Source organism: Isoptericola sp. NPDC019482, assembly GCF_040632295.1.
Lineage (GTDB): Bacteria > Actinomycetota > Actinomycetes > Actinomycetales > Cellulomonadaceae > Isoptericola.
Genome location: NZ_JBEYBQ010000001.1, coordinates 301,431 through 327,320, shown reverse-complemented (window position 1 = coordinate 327,320; position 25,890 = coordinate 301,431). Strand labels below are relative to the sequence as shown.

Here is a 25,890-nt window from a genome sequence, read left to right as displayed (position 1 = left end):
CGCAGGTGGGAGGGCCGGGCGGCCCCGCACGTCAGAGGCCCGACGTCGTCGAGCCGCGCGGCACCAGCTCGCACGGCATGGCGACGACCCCGGGCTCCAGGCCGCCGCCCGCGAGCGCGCCGTGCAGCAGCCGCGCCGCCTCGCGCCCCATCTCCTCGAGCAGCATGTCGACGCTCGTGATGGCCGGGTCGGAGTTCCAGACCAGCGGGCCGAAGTTCTCGTACCCGACGACCGCGACGTCCTCCGGCACACGCAGGGACTCGCGCCGGAGCCGGTCGATGACCCCGAGCGCGATGGCGTCGGAGTCGCACACGACGGCGTCGACGCCGTCGCGGCCGACGCCCTCGAGGACGCGGAGCATCGCCGCGCGGCCCCAGAGCGCGGTCCGCGGGCCGTCGGCGAGCTCGGCGACGAGGCGCAGGCCCAGGGCCTCCGCCGCCTCGTGGACGCCGACCTTGCGGTCGGCCGCGACCCGGTACTGCGGCCGCCCGCTGAGGTGCGCGACGCGGGTCCGGCCGAGCGCCGCGAGGTGCTCGACCTGGAGGCGGCCGCCCTGGGCGTCGTCCACGACCAGCGAGGTGTCCCGCGGGTCCCGCGACCGGCTGTGCACGTAGACGACCGGGACGGGGAGGTCCTCACCGACCGGGTCGCGCTCCTCGGTGCGCCCGCCCACGACGATCAGCCCGTCCACCCGGCGGTCCAGCAGGGCGTTGAGCTGGTGCCGCTCGCGCAGCCGGTCGCCGCGGGCGTTGACGAGGTGCACGAAGGAGGACGACGAGCTCAGCCCGTCCTCCAGCCCGTCGAGGATGGGCAGCGAGAACCGGGACTCGAGGTCGGCGGCGAGCACCCCGACGGACGTGACCGGCTGCCGCCCCGGGCCGCTGCTGGCGACGAAGCCGAGCTCGCGCGCGCTGTCGAGGATGCGCCGCCGGGTGGCGGCCGAGATCCGGCCGCGCCCGTTGATGGCCTTCGACGCTGTCGACATCGACACACCCGCGGCCTCGGCGACGTCCGCCAGCCTCGCACGATGTCTGCGCACGCCAGCGCTCCTTTTCGTCGACGCGCCACCTGGGAGCGTTCCCGCTGAGGACCCGACCGTACTGCACCCGTCCAGGCCCTCGGCGGACATCGCGGCGGAACGACGGCCAGCGGACCGGAGCCCGGGAAACCCCAGGCTCTCAGGCGATCGCACCTCGGTGCGGACGCCGGCCGTGGCCGCGCCCGCCGCGACGAGGGAGGACGCTCAGCGCGCGCCCGTCGCCACGGGCGCCTCGCCGGGCTCCGCCGCTCCCGTGTCGGCATGCGGGTGCCGGCGCTCCAGCGCCGCCCCCTCGACGTCGACGTTCGGCAGGATCCTGTCGAGCCAGCGCGGCAGCCACCACGCCGCGTCGCCGAGCAGGTGCATGAGCGCCGGCACCACCAGCATGCGCACCACGAACGCGTCGACGAGCACGCCGAACGCGAGGGCGAACCCGATCGACCGGATCATCGCGTCCTCGGCGAAGACGAACCCGCCGAACACGGAGATCATGATGATCGCGGCCGCCGTGACCACGGAGCGGCCGGCCCGGAAGCCCTGCACGACGGCGAGGCGCGCGGGGGCGCCGTGCGCGTACGCCTCCCGCATCCCCGAGCCGAGGAAGAGCATGTAGTCCATCGCCAGGCCGAACAGGATGCCGACGAGGATCGTGGGCAGGAAGTTCAGGATCGGCCCCGGGCTGTGCACGCCGAAGACCCCGGCCAGCCAGCCCCACTGGTAGATCGCGACGACGCCGCCGAGGGCCGCGAAGTACGACAGCACGAACCCGAGCGTCGCGATCACCGGCACCAGGATCGACCGGAACACCACGACGAGGATGATCAGCGAGAGCCCGATGACCACGCCGAGGTAGAGCGGCAGCGCGTCGGCGAGCTTCTCGGAGATGTCGATGTTGCCGGACGCCGCGCCCGCGACGCCGATCTCGACGTCGCCGCTCACCGAGGCGCCGTCCACGCCCCCGCCGACCGACGCCGTGTCGATCGGCATCGGGGACAGGCCGCGCAGGGTGTGCACGAGCTGCTCGGTGGACTCGCTCGTCGGCCCGCCCACGGGCACCACCTGGAACGCGAGGGTCCAGCCGTCGGCCGACACGCCGGCGGGCGCCACGGCGACCACGTCGTCCTGCGCGGCGAGCTGCTGCGCCAGGGCGAGCTGCGTCGCGACCTCGGTGTCCGGGGTGACCGCGTCGGGCACGTCCGCGACCACGAGCAGGGGCCCGTTGACGCCGGCGCCGAACTCGTCGGCGACCGTCGTGTACGCCGCGTACGAGGTGGAGTCCTCGGGCGCCGACGAGCCGTCGGGCAGGTTCGTCCGCAGGTCCAGCGCAGGGATCGCGACGACACCGAGCAGCGCGACGCCGAGCACCACGCGCCCCACGGCCGCGGGCGTGCGCATCGGGGCCAGGGGCTTCGCCGGCCTCCCGGCGTCTGCCGGACGGTCGCCGGAGGCGAGGCGAGCCCGCTCCTTGCGGCTCAGGATCCGCAGGCCGATCGCGGACAGCAGCGCCGGCGTCAGCGTCACGGCGACCAGGACGGCGACGGCGACGGAGGCGGCGCCGACGGTGCCCATGAGGCCGAGGAACGGGATGCCGGTGACGTTGAGCGCGAGCAGCGCGATGACGACGGTCGCCCCGGCGAACACGACGGCGTTGCCGGACGTGCCGTTGGCGAGCGCCACGGACTCGCGGACCTCGTACCCCTCCTTGAGCTGCTGGCGGTGCCGGTTGACGATGAACAGCGCGTAGTCGATGCCGACGGCGAGGCCGAGCATGAGGCCGAGCACCGGCGTCACGGACGACATCTCGACGACGCCGGAGAACGCCAGGGCGCCCATCGCGGCGACCCCGACACCGATCAGCGCGGTGAGCAGCGGGAGGCCGGCGCCGATGAAGGTGCCGAGCATGATGACGAGCACGACGGCCGCCACGACCAGGCCGACGACCTCGCCCGGCCCGACGACCGACGGCGTCTCCTGCGCGATGTCGGAGCCGAAGTCCACGTGGACGCCGCCGACACCCGCGACCCCGTCCTCGATCGCGCCGATGACGGCGTCCTTGGTCTCCTGGTCGACGGCCATCATGTCGTCGGTGAACATCACCGTGGCGACGGCGGTGCTGCCGTCGTCGGACACGAGCCGGATGCCGGAGGACAGCTCGAGCAGCTCCTGGCCCTGCTCCAGCTGGGTGGCCTGCTCCTCGAGCTCGGCGGCGCCGTCGGCGAGCTCCGCGGCCTTGTCGTCGAGGACGTCCTGCTGGTCGTCGAGCTGCGCGAGCCCGGCGTCGAGCTGCTCCTGCTGGACGTCCAGCCCGGGCGCCGCGTACGCGGCCTGGCCCGCCGCCTCGGCCTGGTCGCGCGCGGCGTCGAGCTGCTCCTGCCCGGCCTCGAGCTCGGCACGAGCGTCGTCGACCTGCTGCTGCCCGGCGTCGAGCTGCTCACGACCGTCCGCGATCTTGTCCCGGCCGTCCGCGATCTGCTGCGCGCCGTCGGCGAGCTCGTCCGCCTGCTCCTGCCGGTCGGCCTCGGTGGCGAACGGGTCGACGGAGTCCTCGACGCCGTCGATGCCCGTGACCCCGGTGAGGACGTCGCCCAGGGCCTCCTCCTGGTCGGCGGTGAACTCCGAGCCGTCGTCGGTGCTCAGCACGACGGTGCCGGCGCCGCCCGCGGCATCGGGGAGCTCGTCCGCGAGGTGGTCGGTCACCTCCTGCGTCGGGGTGCCCGGGATGGAGAAGCTGTCGGACAGCGTCCCCGCGCCGAACGCATAGCCGACGCCGGCGATCGCGAGGACCACGACCCAGGCGGCGATGACGGTCTTGACGCGCCGGGACGCGAACCGCCCGAGGCGGTAGAGGAGCTCAGCCATGATGTCCTTCCAGGACGTGGGACGGCGTGGGCACGGGGGCGCCCGGGTAGAGGTGGTCGAGCAGGGCGGCCCAGAGGGCGCGGGCCTCGTCGTCGGTCGTGGCGCCGGTGCGGGCGAACCAGGTCCTGTGGAGCACGACGAGGCTGCTCATGACCTGGGCGACCGCGAGGCCGACGTCGAGGGGGTCCGCGTCGGGGTGCCGGCGGGCGAGGTCGGCGGTGAGCTCGTCACCGACCTCCGACAGCGACTTGAGCAGGAGCATCGCCTGCGGGGCCGGGACGGTCGCCGCGTCGTGCGACGTGCCCTGCAGCCCGAGCCCGCGCGTGAGGGACGCCATCGGGCCGACGAGGTCGGCGCGGCGCAGGGCGCCGACGAGGTCGGCGACGAGCGCGGGACGCGGGTCGGGGCCGGCGGCCACGACGGGCGGGGGCTCGACGGCGAGGAGCGCGCCGCGCACGGCGCCGAACACCTCGGCGCCCACCGCGGCGACCACGTCGTCCAGCGACGGGAAGTGGTTGAACACGGTGCGCCGCGAGACGCCGGCACGCGCGGCGAGGTCGTCGACGGAGAACCCGACCCCGCCGTCGTCCATCAGCGCGGCCGCGGCGTCGACGATCGCCCGCCGCGTACGGGCCTTGTGCTCCGCACGGTGATCGGCGCGGGGCTCCGACGGGTGGGATGGCACCGGACGACCCTAGGCGGCTCGTTGCACTGAGTGCAACGAGCCGCCTGGTGATCTTCGTAACCGCCAGGCCATCGGGAACACCGGAGGCCGCTTGCGCGTTATGTCACAAGATCCACCCGCACCATGAGGAGCACTCTTGCGACGCATCCCCCGAAAGGTCGAGGTCGAGCACGAGCCGGGGAAGTTCACCCGCTACCTCCGGCACGACAACGGCGAAGGCTTCGTCTCGCCCCACGCCAGCGTCCACCCCGACGCCACCATCAGGCCCGGCGCGTACGTCGAGGCCGGCGCCCGTGTGGGCGCGCACGCCAAGGTCGGCCGGTTCAGCTGGGTCGACGTCGACGCCGTCGTCGGGCGCGGAGCCCGCGTGGACGAGAACGTGCACGTCGGCGTCCGCGGCGTCGTCGGCGACGACGCCCGCGTCGGCTCCGGCACCCGCCTCGGCACCGACAGCCGCGTCCCGTCCGGCGTCGTCGTGCCGCCCGACGCGATCGTCCCCGACGGCGAGACGGCGCAGGGCGAACGCCGCCGGAAGGACTTCGGCACGGCGGCCTGACGCCGCCCCTCCCTGCCGGGCGCGCGGCCGGGGCTCGTGCGCGGCATGATGCTCGGGACCGACCCGAGGAGAGCCGTGCCCGATCGCGACCTCGCGACCCCCGCCGACACCGCGCGGCACCCCGGCGACGGCGTGCTCCGACTCGGGCGGATCGGGTGGGCGGTCGTCGGCATCGCCGCGGCCGCCGTCGTCGTCTACGCCGCCGTGTCGGCGATCAGCGGCCTCGCCGTCCCCCTCGTGGTCGCCGCGGTGCTCGGCGTGCTGCTGCACCCCCTGGTCGACCGGCTCGAGGCCCTCGGGCTGCGGCGCGGCCTGGGCTCGCTCGCCGTCCTGGTCGCCCTCGGCGCCGTCCTCGGGGTCGCCGTCTGGGTGACGGCCGACGGCGTCGTCGACCAGGGAGCCGAGATCACCGACCGGCTGGGCAGCGGCCTCGACACCCTCCAGCAGCAGCTCGCGGGCACGACGCTCGACCTGTCCGGCGTGGACCTGAGCGAGACGACAGGCTCCCTGGCCGGCGGCCTGGCCAGCCTGTTCGGCAGCGTGTTCTCCAGCGCGGCGGCGTTCGTCGTCGGCACCTTCGTCGCGGTCTTCTTCCTCTTCTACGTGATGGCCGACTGGCCCCGCATCGAGGCGTTCGCCGCGCGCCACTCGTCCGTCCGCGGCACGCCCGGCCGCGTCGTCGTCGACGAGGCCACCGCGACGCTGCGCCGCTACTTCGGCGCGCTGACGACGTCGAGCCTCGTCACCGCGGTGCTCATCGGCCTCGGTGCGATCCTGCTCGACGTGCCCCTGGCCTTCTCGATCGCCCTGGTCACCTTCGTGACCTCGTACATCCCGTACCTGGGGGCGATCTTCTCCGGCGCCTTCGCCGTCCTCATCGCGCTGGGCTCGCAGGGCCCGACGTCGGCGCTGATCCTGCTCGCCGTCATCCTCGTGGTGCAGAACGTGGTGCAGACGCTGATGCTCACCAAGCTGTCCTCCGACCAGCTGCGGCTGCACCCGATCGTCAACCTCGGCTCGACCATCGTCGGCGCCGTGCTCGCCGGGCTGCTGGGGGCGATGCTGTCCGCGCCCGTGACCGTCATCGTGCGGGACGTCCTCGGCCACGCCCGGGTGGACGCTGCCGAGGACGCCACGGAGGCCTGACGTCGGGTCAGGGGGTCGTCTGCTTGCGACCGCCCATCCCGGCGACGATCGAGACGCCGATCGCGGCCAGCACGATCTGGAAGATCAGCTCGATCCAGTCGATGCCGCCCGTGTCCTTCACGTCGATCAGGCTGGCGATCCACGTGCCCAGCAGGGCGGCGACGATGCCGATGAGGATCGTCACGAGGATCGAGATGTTCTGCTTGCCGCGGACGAACAGCCGGCCCAGGGCACCGATGATGGCGCCGATGATGATCGCGGTGATGATGCCCGAGATGGTCACGGTCGTGCTCCCCTCCTCGACGACGGCGCAGGTTGCGCCCAGCTCGAACGTACGGCGGACTCCCGTTGCACGCCCCCCGGAATCACCCGGGACGCCGACGGCGCCGGCCCCGTGACCAGGGCCGGCGCCGTCGCGGGCGTCGTCAGTGCTGCTGTCGGCGCCTGATCCCGACGAGGATCACGCCCCCCGCGATCAGCAGGACCGCGAGGCCGACCCACAGGGCGATGTCCGCACCCGTGGTCGGGAGCCAGCCGCCCCCGCCGGTGTCGCCGTCGTCGCTCGGCGGCGGCGGGACGGCGTCGAACGTGTTCGTCACCGTGACCGACGCCGGGTCGGCCGCGATCGTCACCGCGCCCGGGTCGCCGTCGCCCACCGTCGAGACCGTGGACGACGCCGCGCCCCCGTCGTCCGTCTCCGTCACGACGCAGTCCGCGCCGATCGGGAGCCCGGCGTAGGTGACCGTGTCGCCCGCGGCGATCTCGCGCGCCGCGCCGCCCGGGACGTCGATGTCCTCGCCCTGGAACGTGCAGGCGAGGGTCACCTCGAACGGCCCGACGTCGTACGCGTCGCCCTCGAAGTCGACCACCTTGTCCACCGCCAGCGAGCCGACGTCGAACGTGTTGGTCACCGTGACCACCGCCGCGTCGGCGTCCGCTGCCGGCACCACGACCTGGCCCGGCTCGCCACCCTCCACCGCCGTCGAGACGGTGGACGACGTGGCGCCCGCGGTGTCCGTCTCGGTGACGACACACTCGGCGCCGACCGGCAGGTCGGTGTAGGTCACCGACTCACCGCCCGACAGGGTCCGCGACGCGCCGCCCGGGATCTCGATGTCCTCGCCGTCGAACGTGCAGGCCAGCGTGACCTCGAACGGACCCGTCCCCCAGGCCTCCGCGCCGTCGCCGTCCACCACCTTGTCGACCGTGAGCTCGCCCAGGTCGAAGGTGTTGGTCAGCAGCAGGGAGACCTGCTCGGCGTCGGACGCGGGCACGACCACCTCGCCCGGGTCGCCGTCCTCGACGGCGGTCGTGATCGTCGACGACGTCGCCCCGCCGTCGGCGGACTCGGTGACGACGCAGTCGGCGCCCACCGGCAGGCCGGAGTAGACCGCCGGCTCGTCCGGGGAGACGGTCCTGGTGGCGCCGTCCGGGACCTCGATCTCGTTGCCCTCGAACGTGCACTGCGCGGTCACCTCGAACGGCCCGTCGCCGTAGGCCTCGGCGCCATCACCGTCCACCGCCTTCTCGACGGTGAACTCGCCGACGTCGTAGGTGTTCGTGACCGTGAACGCCTGCGGCTCGGTGATCGGCGCGTCGCCGTCCACGTCGATCGACTCGGGCGCGACCGCCACTGACGTGGCGCCTCCCTCGTCGGTCTCCGTCACGATGCAGGTCGCCCCGTCGGGGATGCCGAAGTACAGGCCCGGGAACCCGGGGCCGAACCGGCGGGTGCCGCCGCCCGGGATCTGGACCTCCTCGCCCTCGCTGGTCGTGCACTCCATCGACACCTGGTAGGGGAACTCGCCGAACGGTACCTGGGCCAGCCACTCCTGGACGTCCTGGAGCGCCGCCAGGAGCTCCTCGGGCGTGCTGGGCAGCGGGACGGGGAGCCCCGGGAACGGGTCGTAGTCCGGCATCGGCGGGCCGAACGCGGCCCCGTCGCCGTCGACCACCTTGCGGACGACCACCGGCGACGTGAGGAACGTGTTCGTCACGGTGACGAGGACCGGGTCCTCGTCGTCCCCGCCGACGACGACCGTCCCGCTGGTCGCGTCGTCACCGTCCCCGGGCGGGTCCATCGCGACCGAGCTGGCGCCGAAGTCGTTCGTCTCCGTCACCGTGCACTCCGCGCCGACCGGGAGGTCGTCGTAGGTGATCGTCTCCCCACCGGCGATCTCGCGGTCTGCCCCGCCGGGGATGTCGACCGTCTCACCCTCGAAGGTGCAGGTGAGCGCGACGTCGAACGGCCCGGGACCGTACAGGGCCCCCAGCCCGGCGAGGTCCTTCTCGACCTGCAGCGACCCGAGGTCGAACGTGTTCGTCACGGTGACCTCGACCTCGGTCTCGGTGCCGTCCTCCCCGCCGACCGTGACGCTCTCCGGGTCGATCGCGACCGACGTCGCTCCCCCGTCGTCCGACTCGGTCACGGTGCACTCGGCGCCGATCGGCAGCCCGGCGAACGTGGCCGGGTCGCCCGGCGTGAGCTCCCGCGTGGGGCCGTCGGGAATCTCGATCGACTCGCCCTGGAAGGTGCACTCGAGGGTCACCTCGAACGGCCCGGTGCCGTACTGCGCACCGTCACCGTCGACCGCCTTGTCCACCACGACCGCGCCGACGTCGAACCGGTTGGTCGCCGTGACCTGGACCGGGTCCTGCGTCCCGTCGTCGCCGCCGATCACCACGGTCTCCGGGTCGATCGTCGTCTGCGTGGCTCCGCCGTCGTCGGTCTCCGTCACGACACACTCCGCGCCGACCGGCAGGTTGTCGATCGTCGCCTCCAGCGGGTCGTCGCCCCCGAGGCTCAGCGAGCCGTCGTACACGGTCTGCGGGCCCGCTCCTCCCTCGCCGTCGCCGTCGAACGTGCAGACGACGTCGAACGTGTAGGGCCCGGTGGCGAAGTCGGCGCCGTCGCCCGTGACCTCCTTGAGGAGGTCCAGGGAGCCGACGTCGAACGTGTTGGTCAGGGTGACCGCGTTGCGCGGCTGCCCGACGATGTCCCCGGCGAGCGTGAGGTCGGTCGAGACGCCGTCCGTGACGACCGGTTCGCCGAGCGGACCGTGCTGGACCGTGATGGTCGTGGACGACGCGTTGCCCGCGCCCGTCTCCGTCACGGTGCACTCGGACCCGACCGGAAGCCCGTCGAACTCGACGGAGTCGCCGTCGTTCAGCTCGAACGTCATCGGGTTCTCCGCGTCGTAGCCGTCCGCGTACACGGGGTCCCCGAGGAAGGTGCACTCGACTGTGCCGTCGAACGGGCCGAACACGATCGGCTCACCGTCCTGGTCCACCGCGTCGCTGACGACCTCCTTGTCGATCACGATGCTCGACAGGTCGTAACGGTTGATCGCCGTGATGCTGCTCGGATTCCCCGGGTCCTCGCTGTCGATCGTCACGGTTCCGACGATCAGCTCGGACTGTCCCTGGCTACCGTCCTCCGTGATGGTGCACTCGGCGCCGTACGGGAGGTTCGGCACGACCGTCGGTGTGCCGGGGACCACGGTGATGGGTATCGGATCGAGCTCCTCCTCCACCCAGGTGCCCACGGCGGAGGTGCACTGCACGTTCAGCTCGAACGAGTCCGGCGCGTACTGCGCGCCGTCGCCCGTGACCAGCTTGGTCACCTCGAGCGGGCCGGCCGCCGTCGCGACGCCCACCTTGACGCCCTCCGCAGACAGCGAGTTGAGCCGGTCGCCGCCCTGCGTGACGACGACGCCGGACGCGGCGGCCGAGTTGAAGGCGATCGACCGGTCGCCGGCCTCCGGCACCTCGGCCGGGGTGGTCGTCGTGCCCTCCAGCGCGAGCGAGCTGCCCGGGCGGAACAGGTTGCCGTCCGCCATCGTGATGACCGCCTTGAAGGCGGTGATCTGCGCGTAGGTCTCGTCCGGGGTGTCCTCGGTGAGCTCGGCCCAGCCGCCGGCCGACGCGTCGTCGGAGCAGACCGGCTCGTCCAACGGGTCCGTGAGGTCGTCGGCACAGTAGTCGTCCACCAGGGTGTAGTAGAACGTCGTGGTGCTGCCGATCGGCGCGTTGACGACCTCGGGCGGGAAGTTCGGGTTGAGGATCGGCTCCCATTGCGACCCGCGTTCCGAGCTGCTGGTCGGGTCGGACGCGGTGTCGCCCGGCGTGGGCATGCGGTCGTAGATGACCACCTTGTCCAGGGGCAGGTTCCCGACGTTGTCGACTCGGATGCGCCAGGTCTCGTCGTGACCCGGCGGGATGACGGGCGTGCACGGATAGGCGTAGAACTCCGGGTCCTCGGCCGGCTCGACCGGTTCGCAGTCCTCGGCGCCCACGCCGCCGGGCGGCGGCTGGCCCGGGTCGACGATGAACCCCAGCGGGTACTGGTCGTCCGTCGCCTTGACGTACTTCGACTCGGCCAGCACGCCGGACGGGATCGGCGTCACGTCGGAGTCCGCCTCGCACGCACCCGTCTCCTCGTCGAGGCGACCGGGAATGGTGGTCCCGTCCTCACCGGACTGGGCCTGGCAGACGTCCCACGGCCGGTCGCCGGTCACGCCGGCGGTGTTGTTCACCACCGTGTTCGCGGGCAGGGTGGTCCGGAAGATCACCTGCACGGTGATCGTGTACACCTGGCCCACCTCGAGCACCGTGCCCTCGGGGAACGTGAATGTCAGGGCGCCGATGTTGCCGTCCTGGTCGACGATGACGTCGTCCGGGTCCGTCGGCATCTGCGGACCGTTCGGCTGCCCGGGCGGCGGGGACGCCGGTTCGGTGAGGGAGTAGCTGTACGGCTCGGCGACGTCCGCCAGCCGCAGCTGCGGCCCGTCGGCGTCGGTGGGCATCGGGTCGTCGATGACCACCGGGTCGTAGATCGGGCGGTTGCCCACGTTCGTCACCGTGATGTTCATCGGGAACACCGTGTTGGGCGGCTTGGTGCCGCCGGTGATGTCCGTGTCGAAGTCCTTGACGATCTTCACGCCGTTCTCGGTGTGCTGGTAGTTGATCGTCCCCGACGCCTCGGCGTCGCTGGACACCGGGATCGGGTTCTCCGGGTCGTCCGGGTTGAAGACGAGGTCCGCGCCCGTGACCGTGGCGGTCACGTCGTTGGTGGCGACGCCTGGCGCGTCCTCCCCCGGCGCCGGGTCGTTGAGCTCCAGGTCGCTCGGGACCGGCGTGCCCGGGTCCGAGCGCAAGGTGTCGCGCACCTGGACCTCGAGGTTCACGGCCTGCACCGGGTTGGCAGGGTTCTCCCAGATCGCACCGTCGGCACGGGTGAACGTGAACCGCAGGCCGACCACGTCCGCGGCAGTGACGCCGTCGGGCAGCGCAAACGTGCCGGCCGGATCCCCCTCGGTCCACGTGCCACCGGTGAAGGTGTCGCTCGCCTCGTCGTAGGTCCCGCCCGTGTAGGCGTCCACCTGCACCTGGTCGATCGGCCCTGTCAGGGTCGAGCCGTCGAACCCGAGCAGGTCGTACTGGTTCCAGAAGCTGCCGTCCACGTCGGTGAGCGTCATCTCGACGGCACGCGACGGGCCCGTCGGCTGGCCGGTGATCGTCAAGATCGACGTCGGGTTCTCCTCGGCGTCCGTGCCGGGCTCGACGATCGTGGCCGGGCTGAAGGACTTGGTCTCCTCCATCGTGATCTCGGCGTCCCGCAGCTCCACGTCGGCGGTGTCCCACGCCTGCGGGGTCTGGGCGGTGGTGCCGCCCGGGTCGGACACCTCGGCGCCCGCGCTGTTCGGGACCGGGTTCGGGTCGTGGTCCACCGTGATGCGTTCGCCGGTGTACCTGTCGAACTCGCGGAGCTTGAGCTGCATCTCCAGGACGCCGTCGTTGTTGCCGGACTCGCTGGAGGCGATGCGTCCGTCGAAGGCGACCTGCACGCCGATCACGTCGGCGAGCTCGTCGACCGTGAGAGCCTCCGCCTCGGCCTCCGTGTAGTTCGTCGGGGTGCCGTCCACGGTGGTCAGCGTGACCGTGGTCGTCTCGGTCCCGTCCGGCGGTGCGACGTCGATGATGTCCGTGAGCGTGAACGCGTCGAACGGGTTCGTGCCCTCGCTGACCTGCGGCTCGACCACGAGGTCGTCGTTGGCGTACGACGGTTCGGCGATCAGCAGCTGGTCCACGCGCGCCACGGAGTTGTTCGATCCGGTGATCGTCACGTTCGTCGTCGGGAAGTCCTCGTACGGCGTGCCCTCCGGCGGCACGGACAGCGGTCCGCCGGTCCACTCCTTGTCGATGCCGACGTTGATCGGCTCGTCGATGATGAGCACGTCGTCGGCGTCGGTGTCGGTGCGGTCGACGCCCTGGAACGTCGCGGTGCCGCGCGCGGTGTCGGTCACGAGGCCCGGGTCGTCGGCGTTGTTGTAGATCTCCCCCTGGTCCCGGCCGAGCGCGGGGCCGCCGCTGCGGCGGTCGTCACGGAGCCGGAACGTCAGGTCGAGGTGCCGGCCGTCCGCCTGGGTGGAGCGCGCCACGCCCGAGCCGGCCGCCGGGACCGCCGGGTCGGTGGGGAACTCCACACGGGTCGGGGACTCGGTGTAGGTGAGGCGCACCGAGGTCGCGTTCGCCTGCTCGTCGGCCGTCAGCGTGTAGCCGGGGAACGACGTGTCGCACGGCGTCGCGACACTGCACGGGTCGTCGGCGGCCTCCACCCACGCGCCGCCGATGAACAGCTCCACACCGGTGACGGCGTCGTAGATCATCAGGGGGTCGACCGACGGGTTGATCGGCTCGACCCGGACCAGGTCGAACGCGTCGTAGAACGACCCGGAGATGGCCGCGTCGTCGGCCGCGACCGGGTCCGCGATGTCGCTGATCACCATCGGGTCCACGCCCTCGAACCCGTTCGTCGACCAGGTGATCTGCGCCGTGATCTCGTCCTGGGTACGCGCGCGCAGCGTGTAGGGCTCACCGGTCTGGCCCTCCGGCGCGAGGAAGTCCTTCTCGATGAAGTCGAGGTCGCCGGGCCCGACGGGCACCGGGAACGGGTCGACGGTGTCGCACCCCTCGGCCGGGTCGGTCGGCGCGACGGCGTCGTTCGACGCGCTCGACGCACCGCAGTTCTCGATGGGGTCGTCGCGGTCCTCCGGGCCGTCGTACGCGGCGACGAAGTTCGGCGAGACACTGGTGCCGGGCGGGATGCCCTCGCCGGTGGTGTCGTCGTAGACGAACTGGACGCCCTGGGCGTCGTCGGGCAGGTTGCAGTTGACGGTGGCCGCGCCCTGGACGGGGCTGCCGCAGTCGGGTGCCTCCACCCACTCGGAACCGTTCCAGTAGTTGATCGTCAGCTCGGTCCCGTCCGGCACCTCCGTCGACCGCACCGACGACGCCGTGAAGTTGTCCCAGAACTCGCCCGGCGCTCCGGTGTCGGTGGGGTCCTGCACGACGATCTGGTCGGCGTTGGTGGTGGACCCGTCCTCTCCGAAGGGCAGGAGCTGCGTGGGCAGGCCCACGACGACCGTCTGGCCGGGCAGGGCGGGGATGGTGGACGGCGTGATCGACTTGGTCGTCTCCGTGGCGAGCCGGTCGGTCAGAGTCTCGAGCGTGTCCTCCGCCGTCTCCGAGTCGTTGGGGATGACGGCCGTGATCTCGTTCGGGTGCAGGACGTTGTCCTCGTCCTGGTCGGGATCGGTGTCCGCGGTGAACGGGATCGTGGCCTCGGCCCCGGTGACGATGTTCCCGGTGTACTCGACGGAGAACCCGACCACCTCGCAGCCGGCCGGCGGGTCGGGCAGGGTGTCCTCCGCCTCCGCGGGGATCGGGTCCGTCGTCGTCCCGTCGGCGCACGTGAACGTGACGCTCGCGGCGTCGGCGTCGTTCGGCCACACCATGCCGGCACCTTCGCCGTCCGTGCCCCACCCCGTGAACGTGAGCGGGTCGTCGCCCTCGAACGGGCTGTCCGTGCCCGGCGACGGCTCGGTGATCGTCAGGGACGTCGTCGGGTCACCGTCGTTGGTGGCCCCCAGGGTCACGGTGGTCGGGGATCCTGCGCTCACCACGGCGGGGTCGAACGACTTGGTCGGCGTGACGGAGTTGTTCGGCGGGGTGATGACGTAGGTGTCGCTCGCCTCCGTCGGCTCCGACTCGTCGTCCCCGTGGATGACGTTCGACGACGTCGTGTCGGTCACGGTCGTGGTGTCCGTCAGCTCGGTCACGGCGTCGGTGTGCTCGACGTCGAACGGGATGGACGCGGACGCACCGATCGCGATGGCACCGTCGAACTGCACGGTGAAGCCCTCGACCTCGCAGTCCGCCGGCGGGTCGGGCAGCGTGTCCGGCGTGGTGCTCGTGTCGCTCGGGGTCGACCCGTCGGCGCACGTGAAGGTCACGGTGGCCGACTCGGCGCCGTCCGGCCAGGCGACGGCGCCCCAGCCGGTGAAGCCGAGGTAGGTGAAGGGGTTCGGGTCCAGGCCCGGCGTCGGCTCGGTGATCACCAGGGAGTCCACCGGGTCGTTCGACGTGTTGGTGCCGCCGATGGTGACGGTCGCCGGGGTACCGGGGCTGGCGATCGCCCCGTCGGGGTCGATCGACTTCGTCGTCTCGGAGTCGAGGACCAGCGGCACCTCCGGGACGATGTCGTCGGTCGCCGTGTTCGGCTCCGAGTTGTCCGAGTCGACGGTCGCGGTATTGGTGATCGACTCGCCGTTCATGCTGTACGGGATGTCGTCGGAGATCGTGCCGGTGATGAGGATCTGCGACTGCTGCCCGTTCTCCACGCTGTCCGCGGTGTAGGTCACCGTGTCGGTGTCCGTGTCGGCGTCGACCTGCGGGTTGACCGTGCCGGCGCCGGGGCTCTGGATCGAGGCGCTCACGAGGTCGACGTACTCGGGCAGCGGGTCCGTCATGGTGGTCGGGACGCAGGGGTCCTCGTTGGGGTCGGAGCAGGAGACGGTCACGACCCACGTCACGGTCTCACCGGGCTGGTAGGGCCCGGTGCTCGTCTCCTGCTTGCTGATGCCCCACGACGCCGCCGACGCCGTCGTCGCCGGGATGACCACCCCGACGAAGGCGAGCGCGACCGCGCCGAGCACGGACGCACCACGACGCACGCGCCTGCGCGCGCGCAGCCGCGCCTGGCGACGCTGACGTTCCCCCGAAGCCTTCCGACCGTTCACCATCAGTGCCCCTCCACACATCGGTGCAAACCGCCCGCGCGCGACGCTGTGCGCGAACACCATTCACGAAGGTGTCAGACATCGGGGGACTTGGCGCGGCGAACGACGGTTCCTCCGGATGATCCTGAAAGCCCGGATCGCCACCCTTCGCGGGTGCGCTCGCGAGCGGGCCGCCGGACGGCGACAGTCGAGGTGAGAGCGTCGGGGCGCGACGAAGGGGTCGACCATGGGCCGGGCGAGGACACGACACGGGCACGCGATGCTGGGTACCGCGGTGCTGGGCGCGACGGCGCTGCTGCTGGCAGGCTGCGGCGAGGCCAGCACGGACGCCATGGGCGACGACACCGGGCAGGTGTGCCAGGACCTCTCCGCGTACACGGATGCGCTGCAGAACCTGGCGGGCACGCTGGGCCCGGACGCCACCGTCGAGGAGGTGCAGGCGGCCCGCGACCAGGCCGAGGCCGCCCAGAAGACGCTGCACGACAGCCTCGCCGCCGTGTCCGACGACCGGACGGACGACGTCGAGCAGGCCTGGGACGCACTCGTGACCGCGTTCGGCCAGGTCGACGACGACGCCACCCTCGCCGAGGCGGCCGACTCCCTCAAGGACGAGGCCCAGGGCGTCGTCGACGCCACGGCGTCCGTGGGCCAGGACCTGGACTGCTGACGACAGCCTGCCTCGTCAGGGACCCAGCATCCCCAGAGGCACGACGGCGACACCGTCCGGCCGCGTGTACGCGTACTCACTTCCGGTGATGACCGCCAGCACGACGGGCGTGCCGGTCCGATCGGCGTCGATCTTGGCGGCAAACCGCAGCAGCGCAGCGGCTGCGGCGTCCACCTGGCCCGCACCGAGCTTGACCTCGAAGGCCCCGAAGACGCCGTCGCGGCGTTGGACGACGGCGTCGATCTCGAGGTTGTCGGAGTCTCGGTAGTGTGCGACCCGCGCGTCCATGACGTCCGAGTACACCCGCAGGTCACGCACCACCATCGACTCGAAGAGGAGGCCGAACGTGTTGAGGTCCGCCAGGAGCCTCCCCGCGTCGGCGCGCAGTGCGGCGGCAGCCAGGGACGGGTCCGCGAGGTGCACACGGGGCCTGGAGCGCAGCCGTGCCCGTGATCGCAGGTGCGGCGTCCAGGCGGGTTGTTCCTCGAGGACCAGGAGCCGACGCAGGTCGACCAGGTAGTCGTAGACGGTGGTGCGCGCCAAGGCACCGTCCGGACCATCGACCTCGCGCGTCAACCGATCGACGACCAGCTCCATCGCGGTGTTCCGGGCGAGACCGTGCAGCAGCCTCTCGGCGCGGGCTGGATCCCGCCGCGCCGAGTCCAGCCGACCAAGATCGTCCGTGGCGACCGAGGTCAGGTAGTCCGACGACGCGCGGGCAGCGTCGCGCTCGTCCATCCCCAGGTGCAGGGGCCATCCGCCACGGACCACGAGGCGCGCAAGATCCGGGACCGTCAGGCCCGAACGTCCTGGCGTCACGGCTCCGCCGTCCATCAGGTTCCCCAACGACACCTCGCCGCTCGACTCCCCGGACTCGGCGAGCGACATCGGGCGCATCGCGATCCTGGCGTACCGACCGACGCCCGTGTGTCGCCTCGCGTCGTCGTCGGGGACCGCCGACCCGGTCAGGAGGAACTGGCCTGGTACGCCGCGATCGTCGACCACGGCCCGGACCCCGTTCCAGACCCGGGTGGCGTCGAGCTGCCACTCGTCGATCAGGCGCGGGGTATCACCGGCCAGGATCAGCGCAGGATCGATCTCGAGTGCCTGGCGGGCGGCGTCATCGTTCTGAAGGTAGACGGCGCTCGCCGCGTGCTGCCGAGCCGTGGACGTCTTGCCGCACGCCCGAGGCCCCTCGATCAGCACCGCTCCGGCCGAACGCAGCCGCTGCGCCACCATCTCGTCGGCGATCCGGTCGATGTATCTCACCAGGGAAAACTACACTGTGCAGAACTTTCAGGCTACAGTTTGCAGGGCCCCAGGGCGACACTCTGCAGAGCCGGCCAGCCCCAAGGCACCACGGGGCGCGACATCCTGTTGACAGCGTGTAGACGATTACCGTGTTTGCGTACTGGTGGCCGACCGCGTGGCGCCAGGGATGCAGCTCGATCGGCTGGCCGCGCAGCTCGGTGCGGTGCTGGGCGTCGTACCCCGCCGGAACGCCGCCGCCGACCTCGTCCGGACCCTCTATCGGCTCGCCCGGGACGAGAAGGTCCTGGCCGTCATCGACGAGTTCCCCTACCTGCTCGGCACCACCGCCGCGGAGCAGCAACGCACCCTCACGGCGATCCAGGCGGTCATGGAGGAGGAGCGCGAGCACTCCCGCCTCAAGCTCGTCCTCACCGGTTCCACGGTGGCCGTGATGGAGTCGCTGCAGGCGGAGCACAACCCGATGCACGGCCGGCTCCTCCCGATGCCCGTCCGCCCGCTCAATTACCGCCACGCCCAGGAGTTCCTCCACGACACGTCACCGGTCGTCCGGATCGCACGCTTCTCCGTCGCCGGAGGGATGCCGCGATACCTCTCCGCCCTGGCCGACGGCAGTCTCCTCGACGCCGTGACCGCCCAGATCGTGGACCCGTACGCGCCGCTCTTCAACGAGCCGTCGACCCTGCTGGCCGCCGAGCTCCGCGAGCCCACGGTGTACTTCTCGATCCTGGCGGCCCTGGCGAGGCGACCCCAGACCGCGGCCGACGTCGGCGCCACGGTGCACGCTCCGACCCAGGAGCTGACGGGCTATCTCCACACCCTCGAGTCGCTGCACCTCGTCTCGCGGCACCGGCCCGCCGGGACGGACCGCCCCACCCGCAGCACCCAGTGGCGGTGCGACGACGACTTCGTCCGGTTCTGGTTCCGGTTCGTGCACCCGCACAGGGGTGCACTGGAGTCAGGCATCGATCCGCGGGCGTTCGTCGGGGCCCAGGTCGCGCCGCACCTGGGCGACCACGCCGCGCCGACCTTCGAGCGCATCCTCGAGGACTGGGTCCGTGCCTTCCACGGTGCCGAGGCGCCCGGTGTCGGCGCCTGGTGGGGCCCGGCGTTGCACCCGCTCCGTCGAACCAAGCAGCGCTTCACCGAGGAGATCGACTGCGTCGCGATGCGGGGTCGTGCCGTCGCCGTCGCCGCCGAGGCGAAGTGGACCACCGCCCCGATGGGCGTCGACGTGCTGCACGACCTGTTCACGTACAAGCTGCCCGCCATGGCGCAGGCCGGCCACGACGTCGGCGACACGCACGTCGTCCTCGCCTCACGGTCGGGGTTCACCCCCGGGCTCGTCGACGCCGCGCGGGGGCGGTCGGACGTGCGGCTGGTCGACGTCGAGACGCTCTCGGCCGACCTCCGGCCGTGAGCGCCCCCACGTCAGCCGTCATCCCACCCGACGACGCACCCCGAACCGGTACAGCAGGCCTCCGCCGAGGATCAGCACTGCCGCCAGGCCGGCCCAGAGCCCGAGCAGGCCGGCACCGGTCAGCGGCAGGAACCCGCCCCCGCCGTCGGCCGGCGCTGGCCGTGGGCGTGCCCTCCGGCGTGGCGTCGGCGACGACGGCGTCGCTCCACCGACGTGGACTTCGTCTTCCTCGTGCCGCGCATCCGTGCGTCTCCTCGACCCGTTCATGCAGGACCCGGTCGACCGGCCAACGTAGGGGCAGGCAGGAGGCCAAGCCACCCGAACGGAGCCCCGCCCGACGTCCGCGCCAGGGTGTGCCCGGACCTCATCCTCACGACCGGTCGGGAGGACGCCTGCGCACACTCACGCTGCGGTGGTCGGCGCGGCGTCCTCGCCCGCGCGGCGCAGGAACCGCCACGCGAGGCCCAGGAGCAGGGTGAAGGCCACGGCGAAGACGAGCATCGTGGTGCGGTAGGCGTCGACGTAGGCGTCCTGTCCGGCGGCGACGACCTGGTCGAACAGGTCGTTCTCCCGCGCCCACTCGGGGATGTCGCCGGACGAGAACCACCCCACGACCTGCCCCTGCTGCGACGGGGTGAGGCCGAGGTCGGCGAGCCTGTCGCCGAGGTCACGACCGAGCCCGCCGTACAGGATCGTGGAGCTCAGCGCGGACGCCAGCGCGAACGAGGCCTGCCCGATCGCAGGCTTGCTCGCCACGGTGGCCCCGACCAGGTCCGGTGGTGGCACCTCGACGAAGAACTCGCCCGCGGCCGTCTCCGTGAGCATGCGGGAGAACCCGCCCAGCACGAGGGAGACGCCGAACACCCAGTACGGGGTCGACGCGCCGCCGAGCACGAACAGGTACATCGACAGCGCGACACCGGTCAGCCCGAGGAGCACGAGCGTCTGCGGTCGCCGCCCGCGGGCGGCGAGGCGGCCCGCGGCGAACGCGCCGAGCACCATCGCGAGGGACGCGGGCAGCTGGCCCAGCGTGACGTCCAGCGGGCTGTAGGCGTACACGTACTGCCACAGGAGCGACAGCTGCAGCACCATCACGGCCTGCCACATGTTGAACGAGACGTCGGCCGTCAGCGCGCCGGCGAGGTTGCGGTCCTTGAACAGGTGCACGGGCAGCGCCGGCTCGTCGTGGTGCTGCTCCCACCACAGGAAGCCCACCAGCGCGGCGACACCCACCAGCACGGGCACGAGGACCCGCACCGTCAGCCACCCGTGGGAGGCGTCGCTGACGCCCCAGATGATGCCGACGAGCGCGAGCGCCACGAGGACGAGCCCGACGGGGTCGGACTTGCGGCGGTGCACGGCCCTCGACGGCGGCACGAAGATCTTGTTCAGCACGAATGCCACCGCACCCACCACCGGGACCACGAGGTACCCCAGCCGCCAGCTCGACCCGATGAGCCAGCCGCCCAGGATCGTCAGCGGCAGCGTGAAGCCGACCTGACCCGTGAAGTAGAGCGACATCGCGCTCGGGATGTGGTCGGGCGCGACCGTGCGGATGAGGGCCATGGAGAGCGCGAGCGTGCCGGCCAGACCGACGCCGGTGATCACCCGCCCGGTGAGGTAGACCCCGTAGACCGGCGCGGTCGCCGTGATCACGCCCCCGACGACGAGCGCGAGCGCGCACCACATCAGCGTCAGGCGTCGGCCGAACCGGTCGCCGATCGTCCCGATCGTCAGGATCGACGCCGCGAGCGCCAGCGTGGCCGCCGACGCCGCGATCGACCGCTGGGTGGCCGACATCCCGAACTCCGCCGCCGCCGAGGCGAGCGCCGTGTTGTGCAGCGACACGTCGGCCGCCTGCGCGACCCCCGCGACGGTGAGCGCCAGGATCGCCAGGCCGGGCCGTCGGGCGACGCCGTCGGGCAAGGCCCCCGACGAGGAGCCGCTCATGACGCCGGATACACGGTGACGCCGCGCTTGATCGTGCGCAGCACGGCGATGTCCTTGATGGCCTCCACGTCGACGTCGAGCGGGTTCGCGTCCAGCACGACCAGGTCGCCGAGCTTGCCCACCTCGATCGAGCCGCGGTCGCCCTCGGTGCGGTGCTCGTAGGCGGCGTCGATGGTCAGCGAGCGCAGCCCCTCGAGCGGCGTGAGCCGCTCGTGCGGGCCGAGCACCGTGCCGCCCGTGGAGCGGCGCACCACCGACGTCCAGAGGAGCTGGAGCGGGTTGATGGGCGTGATGGGGTAGTCCGAGTGGTTGGTGGGCCGCAGGCCCTTGTCGACCGCCGACCGCATGGGCGAGATCCCGAACGCCCGCTCCTGCCCGAAGTTGCGGACGTGCGTGTCGCCGAAGATCAGGCAGTGGATGGTGAACATCGAGGGCTCGAACCCCTCGGTCACGTACTCGTCGAGCTGGTCGAGCCGCATCACCTGCGAGTGGATCGGGATCGTGCGTCCGGGCGGGGTGGCACCCGCCGCCTTCGCCGCCCGGTGCGAGGCGAGCAGCTCGTCGATGGCCGCGTCCCCGTTGCAGTGGGCGAACACCTGGACGCCGTGCCGGTAGGCCGTCGTCACGATCGCGTCGGCGTCGGCCTGCGGGATGTTCTGGATCCCGTGCCAGTGGGGTTCCCCGCCCGGCCCGCCGGTGAGGTACTCCTGTGTCACGTTCGCCGTCTTGCCCTGCGGCGAGCCGTCCAGGATCAGCTTGACGCCCTGCACGGTGTGCCCGTTCGAGTCGACCTTGTCGGGCGCGAACCAGCCCTGCTCCAGCGCCTCGTCCAGCTCGCTGAACAGCACGAGGGAACGCACGTCCACCGGGATGCCGGGTCCGTCGGCGAGCGCGCGGATCGTCGCGATCTGCTCCACGGTCGCCGCGCCGTCCTGCACCGTGGTCACGCCCCAGCGCGCGTACTCGCGCATCATCGCCAGGAGCGCGTCGTCGTCGGTGTCCATCATCGTGAACATGAGCGGCATCCAGGCGTTCTCCCAGAGCACGCCGTTGGGCTTGCGCGTGCCCGGGTAGCGCACGACGGTGCCGCCCTCGGGGTCGTCACAGCCGTCGACGTAGCCGTGGGCCTCGAGGACGCGGGTGTTGGCCACCCCGCCGTGCCCGGAGACGTGCACGACGCAGACCCGGTGGTCAGGGAACTCCCGGTCGAGCAGGTCCGCCGTCACGGCGCCGTCGTCGTCCATCTCGTCGGGGTAGTACCCCCAGCCGAGCAGCAGGCCTCCGGCGGGCGTCCGGTTCTTCTCGAGGTTCTCGTGCAGCTTGCGCACGATGTCGTCCACCGTCCGGGTATCACCCACGGGCGGCGTGTGCAGCGCGGCGTGCTTGACGTACGGGGCCCCCATCGACACGTGGCTGTGCGGATCGACGAAGCCCGGCACGACCGTGCGCCCGGCGAGGTCGACGACCTCCGTCGCGGGGCCGGCGAGCGCACCGACCTCCGCGGCCGAGCCGACGGCGGTGATCACGCCGCCCGTGACGGCGACCGCCTCGGCGACGGTGTCGGCGTCGTCGACGGTCACCACGGTGGCGTTCGTGAGGATCAGGTCGGGTGTGGTGCTCATGACAGCGTGCTCCTGTCGAGGTCGCGGCGAGGTCACTCGGTGGTGGCGGTGCCGGCGTTGCCGGCGAGGGCGGCCGGCGTGCCGTCGAGGGTCAGGGGTCCGTCGACGAGCCGGCCCGCCTTGCGGTCACGGTTCGCCTTCATGAAGAACAGCGTGCTGATCACCGCGAAGAACGCGAGGAAGCCCGCGATGATGAACATCGTCCCGTTGAAGGAGCTGACGAAGACGTCGGAGGCCCTGTCCACGACCTGCTGCACCAACGCGGGGTCGTAGTCGGACAGGTCCCCGCCGGAGACGTACTGCTGGATCATGCCGGTGTAGTACCCCTGCTGAGACGGCTCCACGTTCGCGTCGGCGAGGGCCTGGGCGATGCCGTTGCCGTACTGGCCGAACAGGAACGTGGACGACAGCGCGGTGCCGAGGGCGAAGCTCGTCTGGCCGATCGCGGTCTTCGACGACGCCATCGCCCCCGTGAGCGCGGGCGGCGGCTTGGCCACGAAGAACTGGCCCATCGTGGTCTCGTTGAGCATCCGGGAGAAGCCGCCCACGACCATCGGGATCGCGAAGAAGATGTAGGGCGACGTCGTCGTCGAGAACCCGAACATCACCATCGTGCCGATCAGCAGCACGTGCCCGACGATGAGGTTCGCGGACGCGGGGATGCCCTTCGAGAGCAGACGGCCGGCCACCATCGCGCCGACCACCATCGCGAGGCTCATGGGCAGCTGGCCGAGGCTCACCTGCAGCGGCGTGTACTGGTACACGTACTGCCACAGCATGGAGAGCTGGATCATCACCACGGCCTGCCACATGTTGAAGGAGAAGCCGACCGCGACCGACCCGGCGAGCTCAGGGTCCTTGAACAGCTTCACCGGGAACGCCGGCGCGGCGGTGCGGTTCTCCCACCAGATGAAGAGCGCCATGAACACCAGACCGATGACCACGGGGACCAGGACCTGCGCCGATCCCCAGCCGTAGCTCGCGGCGTTGGACAACCCGTAGATGAGGCCGATCAGCGCGACCGCGACGGACCCCAGACCGACGTAGTCGAACGCCCCGACCTTGTCGGCCTTCGCCTCCGGCAGGCCCCGCATGCACATGAGGAACGCGAGGACGGCGACGATCGGCATGGTGAGGTACCCGAGCCGCCAGCCGAACCCGGCCATCCATCCGGCCACGACGCCGAGGACGAGCGCCGCCGCCGTCTGGCCGGCGAGCCAGAACGCCACGGCCTTCGGGATCGCGTCGGGCAGCACCTCGCGGAGCAGGGCGAAGCTGAGGCCGAAGCTCGCGGCGATACCGATTCCGGTGACGCCCCGGCCGAGCATGAAGATCGCCGTCGTCGGCGCGATCGCCGTGATGACGCCGCCCGCGATGGCGGTGAGCAGGCCCAGCAGCATGATCCGTCGCCGCCCGAGCCGGTCGCCCAGCGCACCCGTGGTGAGGATGAACGCCGCCAGCGCCAAGGTCCCGACGCTGGCCGCGAACGCGCGGCCCGAGCTCGTCATCCCGAGGTCGACGCTCGCACCGACGATCGCGATGTTGTTGGCCGTCGGGTCGACGACCTGCAGGCACGACGCCGCGGTCAACGCGACCAGCGCCGCCGTCGTGCCCTTCCTCTGTCCAGCGACCTGGGTTGCCATCCGCCGTCTCCCGCCACGCGGCACCGCTGGAACGGACCGTCCGTCCAGGTCGGACGCTAGAGCCGAGGAGGCCCGACCGCATGCCGAACGGCGAGGGCGACGGGCAGCCGTCATGGCCTGCGCCCTGTCCGGTCGCGGCATCCCCCCTGGTGGGGCAGGGTGCTGGGTGCATCGACGGCCACCCCAGGAGGGCACCCAGTGAGCGAGGCGAGCGACGCGACGGCGGCCCCCCGGGCCGGGAAGACCCGGAAGCTGGCCACGCCCACTCCCCGCGACGTCGTCTCCGGCTTCGTGACGGGCCTGTTCTCCATCCCCGAGGGCATGGCGTACGCGACGGTCGGCGGGTTCTCCGCGCCGATGGGCCTGTGGTCGGGCGCCGTACCCACGGTGATCGGCTCGATCTTCAGCCGCACGGTCCTCATGGTCACCACGCTCACGAGCGCGATCGCGCTGTCGGCGCAGAGCATCCTCGTCGGCGCCGGCCTGGACCCGGGCGACCTGGGCTCCGTCGCCGCGCTGACCGTGATGGTCGGGCTGTGGATGCTGCTGCTGGGGGTGCTCAAGCTCGGCTCGGTGATGTCGTTCGTCTCGACGGCGGTGATGACCGGGTTCACGGCGGGCATCGCCGTGCAGATCGTGGCCGGCGTGGTCAAGGACGCCACCGGCTACACGCCCGAGGCGCACAACACGGTGGGCAAGCTGGTCGAGGGCCTGCTGCACGTCGGGGAGTGGGACGGCGCGACCGTCCTCGTCGCGGCCGCGACGGTGGCCGTGTGGGCGGGGCTCCAGCTCGTGAAGCCGCTGCGCAAGACGGCGACGCTCGTCTCGCTCGTCGTCGTCACCGTCGTCGTCGCGCTGCTGGGCACCGACGTGGAGCGCGTGAGCGACATCGCCGCCATCCCGCGCTCCCTGCCGCCGTTCACCCTGCCGGACGCCGGCGCGATGCCGGAGCTCGTGTCCGGCGGGCTCGCCATCGCGCTCATCGCGCTCGCGCAGGCGGCGGGGATCGGCGCGGCGGTGCCGAACCCGGACGGCTCGCGCACGGACGTCTCCAAGGACTTCACGGCGCAGGGCCTCGCGAACGTGGCGGGCGGGTTCTTCGGCGCGCTGCCCACCGGCGGGTCCCTCTCGCGCACGGGCGTCGCGACGAGCGGCGGCGCGCAGACGCGCTGGGCCGGCATCTTCGCGGGCGTGTGGCTCATCGTGCTGGTGCTGCTGCTGGGCCCGCTGGCCGGCGAGATCCCCATGGCGGTCATCGGGGGCCTGCTGCTCGTCATCGGCGGCGAGCTCATCGTCGGGCGGTGGGCCGACATCGTGCTCGTCTTCCGCACGTCGTGGCTGTCCGCGGCGGCGCTCGTCGTGACGTTCGCGGCCACCACGCAGCTGCCGCTGCAGCAGGCGATCTTCCTCGGCGCCGCGCTGTCCATCGTGCTGTTCGCGGTGCAGGCCGCCAAGCGGGGCCGCCTGGTGCAGCTCGTCCCGACCGGCGACCGCGACTTCCGGGTCGAGGACGCCCCCGCCGACCTGCCCAGCGGCCGCACCACGGTGCTGCACTACGTGGGCACCGGGTTCTTCGCCGAGGTGAACCGCCTCGAGGAGGAGTGGCCGCACACCGCGCACACCCACGACGCCGCCCTGGTGATCTCGCTGCGCGGCTCCGCGGGCATCCCGTCGACCACGTTCCTCAAGTCCCTGGACCGGCTGCTGGACCGCTGGCACGACCACGGCGTCGACGTCGTCGTGTGCGGGGTGCCCGACGACCTGCGGAAGCGGTTCGAGACCGGCGGAGTGAGCGGGCGGCTGCACGACTCCGTCGTCCCGAGCGGCGACACGCTGCTGGGGTCCGTGCGCGAGGCCTACGAGATCGCCGAGCGGCGTCGGGCCCGGCGCGGGGCGTCCGCCGAGGGCTGACCCCCTCGCCGCGCGCGACCGGACCCGCGGTGCCATCGTGGCG

General features: G+C 72.0%; 14 protein-coding genes. 5 read left to right on the top strand and 9 right to left on the bottom strand.

Translation table 11 applies throughout. The features are described from left to right. Positions 1-31 precede the first annotated feature (31 nt). The 3 genes from ABZ493_RS01465 to ABZ493_RS01455 all read right to left on the bottom strand — a co-directional run bounded on the left by ABZ493_RS01465 (position 32) and on the right by ABZ493_RS01455 (position 4,583). Positions 32-1,039 (bottom strand): LacI family DNA-binding transcriptional regulator, encoded by a 1,008-nt coding sequence (locus ABZ493_RS01465; protein ID WP_430580396.1) that lies wholly within the window; start codon positions 1,037-1,039, stop codon positions 32-34. 204 nt (positions 1,040-1,243) lie between these two features. Beyond that, the gene (locus ABZ493_RS01460; RefSeq protein ID WP_430580395.1) at positions 1,244-3,898 is read right to left on the bottom strand and encodes an MMPL family transporter; all 2,655 of its coding nucleotides are present in this window, start codon (positions 3,896-3,898) and stop codon (positions 1,244-1,246) included. Then, positions 3,891-4,583, bottom strand: a complete 693-nt coding sequence (locus tag ABZ493_RS01455) for a TetR/AcrR family transcriptional regulator (RefSeq protein ID WP_430580394.1) — start codon at positions 4,581-4,583, stop codon at positions 3,891-3,893. The genes ABZ493_RS01460 and ABZ493_RS01455 overlap by 8 nt, the downstream gene beginning before the upstream one ends. Before the next feature lie 136 nt (positions 4,584-4,719). On the opposite strand from ABZ493_RS01455, the gene ABZ493_RS01450 reads away from it, so the two are divergent. Both ABZ493_RS01450 and ABZ493_RS01445 read left to right on the top strand, forming a co-directional pair. Further along, the gene (locus tag ABZ493_RS01450) at positions 4,720-5,139 is read left to right on the top strand and encodes a transferase (protein WP_430580393.1); all 420 of its coding nucleotides are present in this window, start codon (positions 4,720-4,722) and stop codon (positions 5,137-5,139) included. Positions 5,140-5,214: 75 nt separating this feature from the next. Then, entirely contained in the window at positions 5,215-6,285 is a 1,071-nt protein-coding gene (locus tag ABZ493_RS01445; protein WP_430580392.1) for an AI-2E family transporter, read from the top strand. Between the two features lie 7 nt (positions 6,286-6,292). On the opposite strand, the gene ABZ493_RS01440 is transcribed toward ABZ493_RS01445, so the two are convergent. Continuing rightward, entirely contained in the window at positions 6,293-6,568 is a 276-nt protein-coding gene (locus ABZ493_RS01440) for a GlsB/YeaQ/YmgE family stress response membrane protein (protein WP_430580391.1), read from the bottom strand. A 142-nt stretch (positions 6,569-6,710) separates the two neighbouring features. Then, the gene (locus ABZ493_RS01435) at positions 6,711-15,281 is read right to left on the bottom strand and encodes a DUF5979 domain-containing protein (protein WP_430580390.1); all 8,571 of its coding nucleotides are present in this window, start codon (positions 15,279-15,281) and stop codon (positions 6,711-6,713) included. Positions 15,282-15,624: 343 nt separating this feature from the next. On the opposite strand from ABZ493_RS01435, the gene ABZ493_RS01430 reads away from it, so the two are divergent. Beyond that, positions 15,625-16,032, top strand: a complete 408-nt coding sequence (locus tag ABZ493_RS01430) for a hypothetical protein (protein WP_430580389.1) — start codon at positions 15,625-15,627, stop codon at positions 16,030-16,032. 15 nt (positions 16,033-16,047) lie between these two features. Here ABZ493_RS01430 and ABZ493_RS01425 read toward each other — a convergent pair whose 3' ends face one another. Continuing rightward, the gene (locus ABZ493_RS01425) at positions 16,048-17,301 is read right to left on the bottom strand and encodes a DUF4143 domain-containing protein (RefSeq protein ID WP_430580388.1); all 1,254 of its coding nucleotides are present in this window, start codon (positions 17,299-17,301) and stop codon (positions 16,048-16,050) included. 145 nt (positions 17,302-17,446) lie between these two features. Here ABZ493_RS01425 and ABZ493_RS01420 point away from each other — a divergent pair, with 145 nt between their 5' ends. Further along, positions 17,447-18,721: a DUF234 domain-containing protein gene (locus ABZ493_RS01420; RefSeq protein ID WP_430580387.1), complete on the top strand. Its 1,275-nt coding sequence runs from the start codon at positions 17,447-17,449 to the stop codon at positions 18,719-18,721. Between the two features lie 402 nt (positions 18,722-19,123). On the opposite strand, the gene ABZ493_RS01415 is transcribed toward ABZ493_RS01420, so the two are convergent. Genes ABZ493_RS01415 through ABZ493_RS01405 form a run of 3 tightly spaced genes read right to left on the bottom strand, consistent with a single transcriptional unit; the run spans position 19,124 to position 23,936 of the window. Continuing rightward, a complete protein-coding gene (locus tag ABZ493_RS01415; protein WP_430580386.1) occupies positions 19,124-20,671 on the bottom strand; it encodes an MFS transporter in 1,548 nt (515 codons plus the stop codon). Continuing rightward, positions 20,668-22,293, bottom strand: coding sequence for an amidohydrolase (locus tag ABZ493_RS01410; protein WP_430580385.1), 1,626 nt, complete (start codon positions 22,291-22,293; stop codon positions 20,668-20,670). Before ABZ493_RS01410 ends, ABZ493_RS01415 begins: the two co-directional genes overlap by 4 nt. Before the next feature lie 32 nt (positions 22,294-22,325). After that, positions 22,326-23,936: an MFS transporter gene (locus ABZ493_RS01405; protein ID WP_430580384.1), complete on the bottom strand. Its 1,611-nt coding sequence runs from the start codon at positions 23,934-23,936 to the stop codon at positions 22,326-22,328. 198 nt (positions 23,937-24,134) lie between these two features. On the opposite strand from ABZ493_RS01405, the gene ABZ493_RS01400 reads away from it, so the two are divergent. Next, positions 24,135-25,847 carry a solute carrier family 23 protein gene (locus ABZ493_RS01400; RefSeq protein WP_430580383.1) on the top strand — a complete coding sequence of 571 codons (1,713 nt, stop codon included), beginning with the start codon at positions 24,135-24,137 and terminating at the stop codon, positions 25,845-25,847. The last annotated feature ends 43 nt before the right edge of the window (positions 25,848-25,890 follow it).